This window comes from Ruegeria sp. C10, assembly GCF_056537805.1.
This window is the reverse complement of sequence record NZ_JBQFSC010000002.1, coordinates 613,193-627,265: the sequence shown is the minus strand read 5'-3', so window position 1 is coordinate 627,265 and position 14,073 is coordinate 613,193. Positions and strand designations below refer to the sequence as shown.

At 55.4% G+C, this 14,073-nt stretch carries 16 protein-coding genes and 1 tRNA gene; 8 read left to right on the top strand and 9 right to left on the bottom strand.

The features are described 5' to 3' along the window. Positions 1-196 precede the first annotated feature (196 nt). Together rplM and rpsI are read left to right on the top strand one after the other, a co-directional pair. Positions 197-655 carry a 50S ribosomal protein L13 gene (rplM, locus tag ACR0DE_RS11495; protein ID WP_039536983.1) on the top strand — a complete coding sequence of 153 codons (459 nt, stop codon included), beginning with the start codon at positions 197-199 and terminating at the stop codon, positions 653-655. Positions 656-661: 6 nt separating this feature from the next. Continuing rightward, entirely contained in the window at positions 662-1,147 is a 486-nt protein-coding gene (rpsI, locus tag ACR0DE_RS11490; protein WP_039535473.1) for a 30S ribosomal protein S9, read from the top strand. A 60-nt stretch (positions 1,148-1,207) separates the two neighbouring features. On the opposite strand, the gene ACR0DE_RS11485 is transcribed toward rpsI, so the two are convergent. From ACR0DE_RS11485 to ACR0DE_RS11445, 9 genes are all read right to left on the bottom strand, one after another. Next, positions 1,208-2,368 (bottom strand): ABC transporter substrate-binding protein, encoded by a 1,161-nt coding sequence (locus ACR0DE_RS11485; RefSeq protein ID WP_170393109.1) that lies wholly within the window; start codon positions 2,366-2,368, stop codon positions 1,208-1,210. Positions 2,369-2,398: 30 nt separating this feature from the next. Continuing rightward, complete coding sequence (locus ACR0DE_RS11480; RefSeq protein WP_480753245.1) at positions 2,399-4,285, bottom strand: AMP-dependent synthetase/ligase; 1,887 nt, start codon at positions 4,283-4,285, stop codon at positions 2,399-2,401. A gap of 5 nt (positions 4,286-4,290) precedes the next feature. Beyond that, positions 4,291-5,064 (bottom strand): ABC transporter ATP-binding protein, encoded by a 774-nt coding sequence (locus ACR0DE_RS11475; protein WP_170405694.1) that lies wholly within the window; start codon positions 5,062-5,064, stop codon positions 4,291-4,293. Beyond that, a complete protein-coding gene (locus ACR0DE_RS11470) occupies positions 5,061-5,825 on the bottom strand; it encodes an ABC transporter ATP-binding protein (RefSeq protein ID WP_480753243.1) in 765 nt (254 codons plus the stop codon). Before ACR0DE_RS11470 ends, ACR0DE_RS11475 begins: the two co-directional genes overlap by 4 nt. Continuing rightward, positions 5,822-6,919 (bottom strand): branched-chain amino acid ABC transporter permease, encoded by a 1,098-nt coding sequence (locus tag ACR0DE_RS11465; protein ID WP_480753240.1) that lies wholly within the window; start codon positions 6,917-6,919, stop codon positions 5,822-5,824. Before ACR0DE_RS11465 ends, ACR0DE_RS11470 begins: the two co-directional genes overlap by 4 nt. 4 nt (positions 6,920-6,923) lie before the next feature. Next, positions 6,924-7,799, bottom strand: coding sequence for a branched-chain amino acid ABC transporter permease (locus ACR0DE_RS11460; RefSeq protein ID WP_480753235.1), 876 nt, complete (start codon positions 7,797-7,799; stop codon positions 6,924-6,926). A gap of 42 nt (positions 7,800-7,841) precedes the next feature. After that, a complete protein-coding gene (locus ACR0DE_RS11455; protein WP_170393103.1) occupies positions 7,842-8,870 on the bottom strand; it encodes a zinc-binding dehydrogenase in 1,029 nt (342 codons plus the stop codon). Between the two features lie 210 nt (positions 8,871-9,080). Further along, entirely contained in the window at positions 9,081-9,635 is a 555-nt protein-coding gene (locus tag ACR0DE_RS11450) for a hypothetical protein (RefSeq protein WP_170393102.1), read from the bottom strand. Positions 9,636-9,837: 202 nt separating this feature from the next. Beyond that, a tRNA-Ser gene (locus tag ACR0DE_RS11445) sits at positions 9,838-9,927 on the bottom strand. A 123-nt stretch (positions 9,928-10,050) separates the two neighbouring features. Between ACR0DE_RS11445 and ACR0DE_RS11440 the strand changes: the two genes are divergently transcribed. From ACR0DE_RS11440 to ACR0DE_RS11415, 6 genes are all read left to right on the top strand, one after another. Further along, a complete protein-coding gene (locus ACR0DE_RS11440) occupies positions 10,051-10,893 on the top strand; it encodes a DUF2059 domain-containing protein (protein ID WP_170421599.1) in 843 nt (280 codons plus the stop codon). Beyond that, positions 10,893-11,699, top strand: a complete 807-nt coding sequence (locus tag ACR0DE_RS11435; protein WP_480753230.1) for a DUF2059 domain-containing protein — start codon at positions 10,893-10,895, stop codon at positions 11,697-11,699. Before ACR0DE_RS11440 ends, ACR0DE_RS11435 begins: the two co-directional genes overlap by 1 nt. 210 nt (positions 11,700-11,909) lie before the next feature. Next, positions 11,910-12,527: a 50S ribosomal protein L21 gene (locus ACR0DE_RS11430; RefSeq protein WP_170421606.1), complete on the top strand. Its 618-nt coding sequence runs from the start codon at positions 11,910-11,912 to the stop codon at positions 12,525-12,527. An 11-nt stretch (positions 12,528-12,538) separates the two neighbouring features. Then, positions 12,539-12,808: a 50S ribosomal protein L27 gene (rpmA, locus tag ACR0DE_RS11425; RefSeq protein WP_010440093.1), complete on the top strand. Its 270-nt coding sequence runs from the start codon at positions 12,539-12,541 to the stop codon at positions 12,806-12,808. Positions 12,809-12,903: 95 nt separating this feature from the next. Then, positions 12,904-13,512, top strand: coding sequence for a LysE family translocator (locus tag ACR0DE_RS11420; protein WP_480753226.1), 609 nt, complete (start codon positions 12,904-12,906; stop codon positions 13,510-13,512). Next, positions 13,509-14,045, top strand: coding sequence for a GNAT family N-acetyltransferase (locus tag ACR0DE_RS11415; RefSeq protein ID WP_170393085.1), 537 nt, complete (start codon positions 13,509-13,511; stop codon positions 14,043-14,045). Before ACR0DE_RS11420 ends, ACR0DE_RS11415 begins: the two co-directional genes overlap by 4 nt. Positions 14,046-14,073 lie beyond the last annotated feature (28 nt).

Here is a 14,073-nt window from a genome sequence, read left to right as displayed (position 1 = left end):
CTAAGCTACGCAAAATTGGATATGCCGAAGAAATTTTGGGGTAAAATAATACCTATTTTATAAGTTATTGTTATTGATAGATATATTATACTTTGCCTGTATTGACCTGCATAACTAGTAGGTCTAAACCCCCTCCATCGAATTCGGGCCGCTCCGCCAAGGGGCGGTCTTTCACATCAAACAGGACTATCCTGCCATGAAAACCTTTTCTGCAACACCTGCAGACATCGACAAGAAATGGATCCTGATCGACGCCGAGGGCGTTGTTCTGGGCCGTCTTGCCTCGATCGTCGCCATGCGCCTGCGTGGCAAGCACAAAGCGTCGTTCACACCCAACATGGACATGGGCGACAATGTCATCGTGATCAACGCTGACAAAATCCAGATGACCGGCAAGAAGCGCGAAGAGAACTTCTACTGGCACACTGGCCACCCGGGCGGCATCAAGTCGCGCACCAAGCAGCAGATCCTTGAGGGTGCACACCCCGAGCGCGTTGTGACCCAAGCGGTCAAGCGCATGCTGCCGGGCAACCGTCTGGCGCGTCAGCAGATGACCAACCTGCGCGTTTATGCTGGTGCCGAGCATCCTCATGAGGCGCAAGCGCCCGAAGTTCTGGACGTAAAGTCCATGAACAAGAAAAACACCCGGAGCTAATGACCGATGGCTGATCAGATCAATACTCTCGAAGAGCTGAGCGCCGTCGCAGGCGTTGAAACCGTGGCCGAAGAAGTCATCGTACGTGAACCCGTACGTGACGAGCTGGGTCGTTCCTACGCCACCGGCAAGCGTAAAGACGCTGTCGCCCGCGTTTGGATCAAGCCGGGTTCCGGCAAAGTCACCGTAAACGGCAAGGATCAGGACAAGTATTTTGCGCGTCCCGTTCTGCAGCTGATCCTGCGCCAGCCGTTCCAGGTTGCTGGTGTGGAAGGTGAGTTCGACGTTGTTGCAACCGTCAAAGGCGGTGGCCTGACCGGTCAGGCCGGTGCGGTCAAGCACGGTATCTCGAAAGCGCTGCAACTGTACGATCCGTCGCTGCGTGGCGCTCTGAAAGCCGCTGGCTTCCTGACCCGCGACAGCCGCGTTGTGGAACGTAAGAAATACGGTAAGCGTAAAGCGCGTCGTTCGTTCCAGTTCTCGAAGCGTTAATCGCTACGGATACCGAATTGGCAAGGGCTCGCAACTGCGAGCCCTTTTTCTTTGGTCGGTTTATTCTTCGTAAACCAGTTTCCACGCACCATTTTCGACGACGCTGACAAATACAGAGTCAGCACCCTGATGGTCATCGGGCCCATATGTGATCTGGTTGCCGACCAACTCATCCATGTAATCCAGAGATTCCATCGCGGCGATAAAGCTATCATGCGTCAGATCAGGACCTGCAGCTTCAAGCGCTTTGACCATCATCTCGGCCGCTGAATAGCCCAGCATTGAAAATCCGACCGGGTCTTCGCCCGTAGCCTCTTTGTATTCAGCAATAAATGCTGCCGGGGCTGGCTCTTCGGCGCGCGCCCAGAGATCCAGCCACGAGGCCGCCGCATAGAAACCGTCGGTCACACCACCGGGCACCTGCGCCACCACGGTTAGGAAGCTGGCAGAGGTGCCGAGGAACTTCATGTCGGTCAGGCCCATTTTCTTGGCCGTTCCAACAACAGTGATTGCCTGACGCACGCCGAGCGCCATCGTGACGATGTCACAACCTTCTTCTTTAAGCTTGCTCAAGGACCCCACGAAATCCGTCTCGTCCGGTTTATGGGTGGTCTCAGCGCCGAAAGTGATGCCAGCCTCTTCGGCTCCCGCTTTGCTGCCTTCCAGAATTTCCTCACCGAAATCGGTGGGCAGATACATGGTGCAAACGGTTTGCGATCCGAACTCACCGTTCAGATACTTCACCCCGATCCGAGCTTGATCGTAATAGGTCGAGAATGAGGTGAACTTGTTCTTCATCGGCTCTTGCAGCATTTGCCGCGCGGCGGTCAAGGGGGCGACATTAGGAATACCTTTCGGGTCCAGCAGCTTGAACCCAGCAACATTCATCGGCGTACCCAGCGACTGCAACATCGCGAAAACCTTGTCGCGGTTCAGCAGCTTGTTATAGCCCTGCATCGCGCGTGGCATCTGATAGCCGTTATCCTCGACGACAAAGCGGATCTTGCGGCCATGCACGCCACCCTCGGCGTTGACGCGATCAAAGACCACATTTGCGCCTTTGGTGGCCGGAACGCCCACGGCAGCGAAGATGCCACTGAGGTCGTTGACTGAGCCAATGACGATCTCGTCATCTGTCACGCCTTGTGTTTGCGCCCAGCTGATCGTGGCGGATGCAGTCAATGCCGTCGCTGCCGCAAGGCCCTTAAATAAGTGTTTCATACTTCTCCTCCCTGTTGGGTCGCCCCTTAACTAATTGTACATATCTTCAATGAGATGTGCGTGTTTCTTTTCCACCAGACCACGTTTGAGTTTCATCGTCGCCGTCAGCTCCTCATCTTCGGCAGTGAGCAACACGTCGATCAGCCGGAAATCCTTGATCTGTTCGACCCGCGCAAAGTCCTTATTGACCGCTGCGATTTCCTCGCCGATCAGCTCCGTCACTTCGGACGCAGCACAAAGGGAAGAAAAGTTCGAGAAGGGGATCTTGCGCTCTTGTGCGAATTTCTCAACGTTTTCCTGATCGATCATGATTAGTGCCGTCAGGTACTTGCGCCGATCCCCGATGATCACCGCGTCCGAGATATACTGGCTGAACTTCAACCCGCTCTCGATCTCTGCGGGCGTGACGTTCTTACCGCCCGCAGTGATGATGATGTCCTTGAGGCGCCCTGTGATGGTGACAAAACCTTCCTCGTCGATATGCCCCATATCCCCGGTGCGCAGCCAGCCGTCGCAGGTGAAGCTTTCGGCTGTTTTGGCATTGTTGCGCCAGTAGCCCTGAAAGACGTTGAGGCCTTTGACCTGAATTTCTCCGTCTTCCGAGATGCGCAGGTCGTTGCCAGGAACGGGTTTCCCAATGGTGCCGATCTTGTTGGCCTCAAGCGTGTTCAGCGCTGCTATGCCGGCGGTTTCAGTCATACCGAAGCCCTCGACAATGGGCACGCCAATTGCCCAATACCACCTGAGCAAATCGGGAGAGATCGGCGCTGCACCAGAGCCGCCTCGGCGGAGACGATCTAAGCCCAGCATCCGGCGCAGGTTACGCAGAACAAGCCGATCCCAAAGCCAGAACTGCATAGCGATCGGTACTGGAACAGGTTTGCCCGCAAGGATAAATTCAGCGCGCGCCATTCCAGACTTAAGCGCCTGTGCAAAGGCGAAGCGCCCTGTGGGCGTTGCTTCCTTCGCCATGAACATGACCTGCGAGTAGATCTTCTCCCACACGCGCGGGACGGCAGTGAAGGTGGAGGGAGAGACCTCTTGCAGGTTGGAGAACACTGTCTCGGGGCTTTCAGCGAAATTCACAGTAGTCTTCATCGCAAGCGGGTAGTAGATCGACACGTCGCGTTCGAGGATATGACAGAGCGGCAGAAAGCATAGCTGTTCGTCGGTTGATTGGGAGGGCAGGGAATGCGCCCCTGCCTCTATCGCGGCCATGATGTTCTCATGGCTTAGCATGGCGCCTTTGGGATTACCGGTGGTACCTGATGTATATATGAGCAGGGCGGTGTCTTGTGACGTGGTTTCAGCGATTTCTGCTTCGAATGCGCCGGGTTCATCGACCTCAGCCTGTTGCCCCAGAGCATACAAGTCCTCGATCATCATGCAACGCGGATGATCCAGGTCGTGCAGGCCTTCATCCTCAAGGATAATGACCTTGAGCAGATCGGACAGATCCGCCTCGACTTCGAGGAACTTGTCCAACTGCTCTTCATCTTCAACGATCAGAAACCGGCTGCCACTGTCATTGATCAGGTATTTTAACTGGCTGGCCGAATCTGTGGTGTAGACGCCCGAAGCAATCCCTCCGACACACTGGATGCCCATGTCGAACCACGCCCATTCCTTGCGGTCTTCGGACAGGATCGAGACAACCTCGCCACGTTGCAGACCCAGCTTGCGCAGGGCCAGCCCGATCCATTTGGCGTGTTGCCAGTAGTCGGCCCATGAGTAGGATTTCCAGATGCCGAAGTCCTTCTCGCGATGCGCCGTACGCTGTCCCAGTTCGGCACAGCGTTTCTGGAATAGCTCGCATATCGTGACACAGCCATCGACTCGCAGGGGTCTCTGACCGGGCGTAGCGTTGAACTGCACACCGTTGATACTGGTCTGAGGGGGCAGGGGGCTTGCGTCCATCCAGCTCACCTCCACGTCTTTTTGCGTTTCCAGCGACGGTTTTCTCGCGCGCCTTCTTCCTGAACGCCCAGATAGAAGTTCTGAATGTCCTCGGATTGCAGCAAGGTTTCAGCCGCACCATCCATAACGATCCGTCCGATCTCCATTACATAGCCATGATGGGCGAGTTCCAGTGCTGCATTAGCGTTCTGCTCGACCAGCATCATTGTCATGCTCTGTTCGTCATTCAGGCGTTTGAGAATGCCAAAAATCTCTTGCACCAGCAGCGGCGATAGGCCCAGCGAAGGCTCATCCAACAGCATGATACGCGGGTTAGCCATCAGGCCGCGCCCAATCGCCAGCATCTGCTGTTGCCCGCCGGACAGAGTGCCAGCCTCTTGATTGCGGCGGTCTTTCAACACAGGAAAGTAGGAAAACACCAGATCGCGGTCATGATCGATCTGACCCTTGTCCGAAAGGGTATAAGCCCCAAGATTCAGATTCTCGTCGACGGTCAAAAGTGGAAAGACCTCGCGTCCCTCGGGCACATGGACGATGCCTTTTTGCACGACCTTGTGAGGTTCCGATCCCTGTATTTGCTGACCGTCAAATGTGATTGAACCTTTTTCGGGATCCATCACGCCTGAGATTGTTTTCATCAGCGTTGTCTTGCCCGCGCCATTTGCGCCCAGGATTGAAACGACCTGCCCTCGATGCACGTCCAATGACACGCCACGAATGGCCATGATCGGGCCATAAAAGCTTTCAACATTGCGAATGCTAAGGATCGGTTGGTTCATGAAGCTTTGCCCAAATAGGCCTCTACCACAGCAGGATGAGATTGAACATCGGCTGGGGTTCCAAGGGCAAGCTTCGCTCCGTCGGCCATGGCAAGAACCCGGTCGGACACGCCCGAGACCAGACCCATATCGTGCTCTACCATAAGCACGGTAATGCCCATCTGACGCCGGATGTCATCGATCCACCAACGCATATCTGTGGTCTCTTCCACCGATAGGCCCGAGGCGGGTTCATCCAACAGCAGGAGTTTTGGATCGGTGGCCAACGCTCGGGCGACTTCGACCACCTTACGCACGCCATAGGGGAGGCCCGAGATCATCTTGTCACGAAAGGCCTGGAGGTCGAGGAAGTCGATGATCTCTTCAACCTTTTCTCGGTTCTCGATCTCCTGCCTGCGAGCTGAGGGCGAGAACAGAATTTCCGAGATCAGATTGGTTTTGCGGTGCCGGTGGCGCCCGACCAGAAGGTTCTGCAAAACGGTCGCATGTTCGAACAGTTCAATGTTCTGGAATGTCCGCGCGACGCCATAGGCCGCGACACCCGAGGGCTTGATACGCAGCAGATCATGCCCGTCAAAGTGGATCGCCCCTGCATAAGGATCATAGAAGCGCGAAATCAGGTTGAAGACCGTTGATTTGCCGGCGCCGTTGGGACCGACGATGGCGAACACCTCACCTTCTTGCACGTTGAAGGACAGATCATCCACAGCAGTCAGACCGCCGAATTTCAGGGTAACGTTTTCAAACTCCAGCAAGCTCATCTCAGACGCTCCGTCTTGAGATAGGACTTTTGTCGTTTGAACATGTCCTTGCGGTAGAAGGGGAACAGTTCGAACCACGTCCGGATTTTTAGCCATCGACCATACAAACCCATCGGTTCGAACAGGATGAAGGCGATCAGGATCATGCCAAAGATGCCGAATTCGAGCCCCGGAATGGCGACCGTATTGCCGCCAAACAGGGCTGCTGCGTATTCCTTTGAAATCGACAGAAACTGCGGCAGGAAACCGATCACGATTGCGCCCAAAAACGCGCCATGGATCGAACCCAGACCTCCGATAACGATCATCATCAGCAATTGGATGGAAATTACGACACTGAAGGTCTCGTTATTGAACGCCCCAGAGAACATACCCATCAATGCGCCTGCCAGTCCGGTGACCGCGCAGGAGAGGGCGAAAGAGATCGTCTTGGTGCGCGCGATATCCACACCCATCGCCTGCGCTGAGACCTCAGAGTCTCGTACGGCGATGAAGCTACGGCCTAAGGGCGCGCGCAATAGGTTGATATAGCCCAGTGTCACGACGACGGCGACCGCCAGCACCAGCCAGAAGAACGGGGCCGGGGTGGCCCAACGATCGACCAGATAACCGAAGATTTCGACACCACCCAGATATTTACCCGCGACACCACCGGTGACGGGTTCGGCCAGAACGATGATGTCGTCCATGAGCACAGACAGAGCCAGGGTGAAGATCGCAAGATAGATGCCATGCAGGCGCAGGGCAGGAATAGCGACGGTTGCTCCGACGATGCCGGTCAACAGGCCCGCCAACGGGAACGCCAGCAGAAAGGGCACCCCAGCCTCAATCAGGATGACATTGGCATAGCACCCAACGGCCAGAAAGGCGGCATGGCCAAGGCTGGCCTGCCCGGTATGGCCGGTTAGGATCATCAAGCCCAAACCCGCGATGGCCCAGATCAGAACATTGGTCAGTTCACCAAGATAAAAGTCATCCAACCACCACGGCGCAGCGGCTACGACCGCCAACAGGATCAGATAGAGGCTAAGCTGATAGCCATCCTTCCACGGGCGAATGTCCTGCATATAGTTTGTTTTGAAAACAATCCGCATGCGATCAGACCTTCTTGACCCGCACCTGGCTGAACAGCCCATGCGGTCGAAAGATCAGAACTGCCAGCAACAGCGCATAAGGCGCGATCTGACTGTACCCGGCTGCAATATAGCGGCTGGCAAAGGGCTCGATTACGCCGACGATTAGCCCGCCGGCCAATGCGCCGGGCAGGCTGCCAAACCCGCCGATCACAGCTGCTGCAAATGCCTTGATCCCCAGAAGCCCAGTTGTGGGATCGACCGAGCCTTTGGCCGCGAACAAAATTCCGGCAATCCCAGCGACAACTCCGGCCAATGCCCAGATTAAGCCCTGAACCCGCTTGACCGGGATCCCCATGTAATATGCCGCCAACTGGTTTTGAGACGCACCTTGCATGGCAAGCCCCAGCTTGGTCTTGCTGAAGAACACATAAAGACCCCAGGTCAGTAGGACGGTGACAACAATCACGGCCACGTCCTCCATCCCCAGCACAAGACCACCGAACCGGATTTCCCTACCAGCCAATGGGTTCTGCAGCGTTTGCGGCTCGTGCCCCCAGATCAGACCAGCTGCAAACCTGATCACAAAGCCCAAGGCGATGGTTAGGATCACCACGGCAGTCTGACTTTCGCCAAAGACGCGGCGGATGATCAGCCGATCGATCAGATACCCAAGTGCGCCCATAATCCCCAGTGAAATCGGTAGCGCCAGCCAGAAGGGCAGCCCCATATATTCCGTATTCGTAAGGCCAATGGTGACAAACGCACCCAGCATCATGAAATCGCCCTGCGCAAAATTCACTGCCTCGGTGGCTTTGTAAATCAGTACAAAGCCAAGGGCGATCAGGCCGTAGACACAACCATTCGCCAGCCCGCTAATCAGCAGCTGTGCGTTATCCAATCTCACCCTCCCTAAGCCGGTTAAGTCCGGCGCTTTGTTCTACTATGGAGTGATTATCACCTTCCCGTCACTCTTTTTCAGAGCATCCGCCAGATTTGGCAGCACTTCTCGTAGCGAAAGCCGTGCGGAAACATCTGTGCGCCAGCGCCCATCTGCAAATCGCGCCTGCACTTCGCTGACAACTCGCATTTGATCAGCCGGGGGTGTGTCCATCATCCAGCGGGTCAGCCAGAAGCCCTCGATCCGTTTGCTCATGAAGATCAACTGGCCCATCTGAGTCAACTTCGGCATTTCCGTACTGAGTTTCCCATAGCAAACCCACCGCGCGCCATTGGGCATCGCGCAGAACACCTGCTCTGACAGTTGGTCGGCAACCGCGTCGAGAAAAACACGAGGTTTCAGATCTGCACTGATCGTGGCAAACCGCGTCGGCGCATCCGTATCGCTGGTCACGACCACCTCTGCCGCACCCAGGCCTTTTAACATCTCGACCGTTTCGGCGCGCCGCACCAGAGCGATCGGTTTCAACCCAAGATCCCGTCCAAGGCTGCACATCAACTTACCAAGCTGGCTGGTGGCGGCAGAGACCACAAAAGCCTCGCCCTCAGCCCGTGCGATATCCACCATCGCCATTGCGGTTAGCGGGTTTACGATCTGCGCCGCCCCGTCCTCATCCGAGATTTCGGGGCGCAAGGGGATACACATCTGGGCCTGCGTCACAACATACTCGGCCCAGGCACCAGAGCCTGCTGCCACAAAGGCCACGCGCTGATCCAGCAGGGCGTCAGCCCCGGTACCGGTGGCAACAACATCTCCGCACCCCTCGAACCCTGCTGCGGCGCCTTTGACCCGCGGCTGACCATATTCTCCTTTGATAAAATGGATATCTGAAGGATTCACCGAGGCAGTGCGCACTTTGATCAACACTTGTCCCGCCTTTGGGACAGGTACAGGCAGTTCAGCCTCCGCTAACCAGTCCGAGGCATTCTCCAGCGTCGGTCCCGTGGCTGTGCCGGAATATCCGTCCTGCGTCTGAACAACGGCAAACATGGTGTCGGGCAGGGTGGTCATCGTTCGATCCTTCTTTGATGCGAGTTCAGCACGAGGCCTTCATCGTCACAATGTAACACACTGACAAAAGGTTTTATTTTTTCAAAGCAATCTCAAGAAAGCAATCAAACACGGTGAGCTATGTCAATTGGGTAATGCCGTAAAGTGACGCAAATTAAGTCGCATCCCGACCGGGTGAACCAGCCCTCTTGGGGCTGGTTCTGGAATTGATCACTGCTGCGTCATCAGATTGCGCAGATCCTGTATCTTCGCGACAACCAGCTCAGGCGACGCTTTGATCTCGTCGAGGATCTTCATAACCTGTGTTTTGATGTCCTGAGACAAGGCGCTTTCCTGAACTGACGTGACGATTGCGTCATAGTCGAAATTCTGCGCGGTCAGCATGCCGTCCTGAACCCACGAGTTGAACAGTTCCTGTCCCTGACCGGCAAGCGCTGCGACCTGATCTCCAGCTGCTGAGGCTGCATCATTGGCCTGCTCGGTCAAAGATGTAGCAGCGTCGCTGGCCTGTTCCGATACCGAAGATGCAGCTTCCGAGGCCTGATCAGCAATCGAGGACGCAGCCTCGGATGCTTGTTCAGTCGCCGCCTCAACGGCATCAGCAGCGCCCTCTTGTATTGCCGAGGCTGCTTCACCAACCGCCTCTGAGGCATCTTCAGCCGCCGATTGCAACTGCTCGGCAGGGGTTGGTTCAGGTTTTGTGGCGAAATAGTAAGCGCCTCCGCCGATAACGGCGATGGCTACGATAAGTAAAAGACGCGACATTGGATGTCTCCTTCAAATGATGTGTCGCTCAGATGGGGTTAAGGTACGTTAAAGCAAAGGGGAAAACACGTGATTTTGCAGCATATTGCGGGTTTGAGCCACACTGCGCTGATTGACACTGCAGGCAGTGGCAACATCATGCCATCCATTGCAGGAATCGCAACACAAGCAAAGAAACAGCCTTGAAGGATGAATTGATTTATGGCGGAGAGACAGGGATTCGAACCCTGGGTGGGCTTGCACCCACAACGGTTTTCGAGACCGCCCCGTTCGACCACTCCGGCACCTCTCCGCGGGGGTCTGTGAGGGGGGGATTTAGTGGTGAACGGGCAGGGGTGCAAGCAGAAAGTTCCGGATTTTGACGATAGTGGGATTTTCCATTGCCAGAGGTAAGAAAACACCTAGGCTGATATGTATGACTTACTTTATACGCCAGTTCGCAATCAGCCTCATCCTTCCAATTTTCTCGCTTGGTGTCATGGCCTCGCCATCTCAGGCCGCCAGTCAGGATCAGATTGAGGCGTTTCTGACAACGACAGGGTTTGACGTTGCCTTGGAAAGCATAGCGCAGGCCTCTGCTTCGGCCCCGCAGATGCTGGGTATCGACCCTGACGGCTTCGGATCGGATTGGGCGCGTCTGACCGAAGAGGTGTTTGATACCGCTTTGATGCACGAAACGGCCGTCTCGATCCTTGAACAGACGCTTAGCGAAGAGGCGCTGGTCCACGCGGTCTCGTTTTACGCCTCGGAGTTGGGGCAAAGACTGGTCGTTGCTGAAAACGCCGCTCATATGGATGACGATGATGATGCCAAACAGCTTGCCGGGCAGGAAATCGTCTCGAAGTTGATAAAAGAAGGTTCATCTCGTGTTGAAAGCCTGAAGCGCATGAACCGTGCGGTGGACGCCAGCGGAACCTCGCTGCGCGCGCTGCAAGAGATCCAGGTGCGGTTTTTGCTAGCGGCAAGCGCGTCTGGCATTATCGACATGCAACTGAGCGGAGATGAACTGCGCGCGATGATCCAACGCAATGAAGGTGAGTTGCGTCGATCTCTGCAACTATCAGCTTTGGCAGGGGCGGCTTACACCTACCAGGATTTCTCGGATGAGGATGTCGACGCTTATGTTGACGCTCTGGAACAGCCTCTGATGCAGGAGGTCTATGAGCTGTTGAATGCGATCCAATATGAAATCATGGCGATGCGGTTTGAAGTATTAGCCGCCCGCATGGCCGAATTGCGCCCGGCGCAGGATATCTGATGCGAGTTTTAGCTACGGCACTCTGTTTGACGATCTGGGCGCTGCCTCTGGCCGCAAGCGAGCGTGCTGAAAGACTGATGCAGGCGATGCATATTTTGGATTTTATGAAAATTCTTAGTGAAGAAGGCGTGGCGCAAGGGCATGCAATCAACGAGTCGATGCTGGGCAGCTCAGGAGGAGCCTATTTTTTGGCGCAAGTTGAGGATTTGTACGATCCGAGCACGATGCACCATCAACTTTCGCTGTCGGTTGGCGAGATGATGTCCGATGTGCAGCTAGAACAAGCTTCGATCTTTTTTGAAAGCGAACTGGGGCAAAGCATCGTTTCTCTGGAAAACTCGGCGCGCCGGGCCATTGCAGATGACGCGATCGAAGAGATGGCACGCAGCGCTTACGAACAGGCTGATCGCGAGGGCATGTTTTTTCGTCTTGTAGATGAATATGTGCAGGTCAACGACCTGATCGAGAAAAATGTGCAAGGCACCATCAGCGCCGATTATAGTTTTTACCAAGGACTTGCCTCTGGGCAAAGTGCCCTGTTCGACGATGCATCCGTGTTGCAGGAACTGCTATCTCAGCATGAGAACACCAGGGCAGAGACAACTGAATGGATGTACTCGTTCCTTTTATTGGCCTATCAGCCGTTGAACGAGTCTCAGATGCGAGAGAACATCGCCTTTTCCCGCACCGATGCGGGTCGGGCCTTGAATTCCGCTTTGTTCATGGGTTTTGATGAAATGCTAAACGGCATCTCTTACCAGCTTGGTCAAACCGTCGCGCAAGCCATGAAAGCGTCGGATCTCTGAGCCGCAGATTTTTGGTTGACTTTCTTCATGAATGCTTCGATAAGCGCGCATCCCGGCCGGCTTTCCGCGCCGGGTATCGTTATTCTTTGACCTGATGGCATGTGCCAAAGGTCATTCACACAGCCCGAAAAGGGCGCGCTGTTCGAGGTGGCGAAAGCCAGTAACACCCAATCGGGGACCACAGAACGCGGTTAGACAAAGGAAAGACGCATGTTTGCGGTCCTCAAGACTGGCGGCAAGCAGTACAAGGTTCAGGCGGGCGATGTGCTCCGTGTTGAAAAGCTGGCTGCCGACGCAGGTGAAAAAGTTCAATTCAACGATGTTCTGATGCTGGGCGGCGACGCACCGGTTGTTGGTGCACCTTTCGTTGAAGGGGCAGGCGTACAGGCCGAAGTGATCGAACAGATCAAAGGTGACAAGGTCATCAAGTTCGTCAAGCGCCGTCGTAAGCACAGCTCGAAGCGTACCGTTGGTCACCGTCAGAAACTGACTCTGGTCAAAATCACCGACATCCTGTCGTCGGGCGCTGACAAGTCGGGCATCAAAGCTGCAACCGGTTCGGCACCGGCTGGCGAAGCTGCTCCGGTAGCGAAAAAGCCTGCCAAGAAAGCTGAAGCCAAAGCAGAGGCACCCGCCGCAGCTGCTGCCGCTGACGATCTGACAGCTCTTAATGGTGTCGGCCCTGCCGCTGCCAAAAAGCTGGTTGAAGCCGGTATCGAAAGCTTTGCCGCTCTGGCCGCCTTGTCGGACGAGCAGATTGCTGCTATCGACACCATCAAAGTGAAACCCGAATGGGTTGAGCAAGCCAAAGAGCTGGCTCAGGGCTAAGGAGAGAGAGAATGGCACATAAGAAAGCTGGCGGTTCCTCCCGTAACGGTCGCGACTCAGCGGGTCGCCGCCTTGGCGTGAAACTGTATGGTGGCCAGGCCGCCATCGCAGGCAACATCATCGTACGTCAGCGCGGCACCAAGTTCTGGCCGGGCGAAGGCGTAGGCATGGGCAAAGACCATACCATCTTTGCAACTGTCGATGGCGCCGTGAAGTTCCATAAGGGACTTAAAAACCGCACCTTTATTTCGGTCCTGCCAGTGGCGGAGGCCGCAGAGTAAGCCGAAACCCAGAAGGTTTAAGAAAAATTCATGGGGGACCGGCACAAAGTGCCGGTCCCTTTTTCGTTTTAACGCAGTCGTGATCACCAGAACCGATGACAGTCGCAACCACCAGTTTCCTGATTTTTGCCGCTTCGCAGGTCGGCACGCCGGGACCGGCCAATATGGTCCTGCTGGGAACAGGTGCGCGTTATGGCTTTCGGTCGGCTCTACCCTTTGTGGGCGGGGTCATTCTGGGCAAACAGCTGATCATCTGGCCGGTTGGTTTTGGCCTGATGCAAGTTGCCGAGCAGGCGCCGTTGGTGTTCGAGGCACTCAAATATGCTTCTGCTGCATATATTTGCTGGCTCGCGTGGAAAATTGCCAATCTGCGGCTTTCCCGAGGTCAATCGGATAAGCAAGTGCCCGGTTTTCTGGCGGGGTTAATAGTGCATCCGCTTAACCCTAAGGCTTGGGCAATGATTATCTCAGGTTTCACCGGGTTTGTGGCAACAGGAACACCCAGTTTTGAGGCGACCCTCACGATCGCTCTCTGTTTGTTAATCTGCCAGATCGTATTGCACCCGATCTGGACATTTGCTGGAGATCGGATCGCCCATGCGGTTGAAGGTCGGCCTGCGGAAAAATATCTGATGTGGACGTTAGCCAGTTTGACAGTTGCGTCCGTACTTTTTGTGTTGTTCGGAGGAGGAACGCACTCATGAAAATTGAGGCAATAATAAATCAGCCGGTCATTGAAACCGAGCGGTTCGACCTTCGCCCTCTGCGTCGGTCGGATTTGGGTCTCATTGAGCATTACGCAGGCGATGAGCGTGTGGCGCGCATGACGACATCGATCCCGCATCCATTGCCACCTGGCTCGATTGAGGCGTTTGTGATGCGCGCGATGGCCGAAGACCGGGACGAGGATGTCTGGGCAATGGATGCCACAAAGGATGGTGGCCCGGAGTTGATCGGACTGATTTCATTGACCCGGCTGGATCGCAACCAGTCCGAGGTCGGCTATTGGGTCGCCCCGGTGTATTGGAACACCGGCATTGCATCGCTGGCCGTTGAAACGCTGGTCAACGCCAATCCGCTGGAAAACGCGACCATGTTCGCGAGCGTGTTCCAGGACAACCCGGCCTCAGCACGGGTTCTGACCCATTGCGGGTTCCAGTATCTTGGCGATGCGGAAACCTATTCGGTGGCGCGCGATGCGAATGTGCCCACCTGGACCTATACAAAGAAACTCTGACTTGTGGCCGATGGGGCCTTTGCAGTAG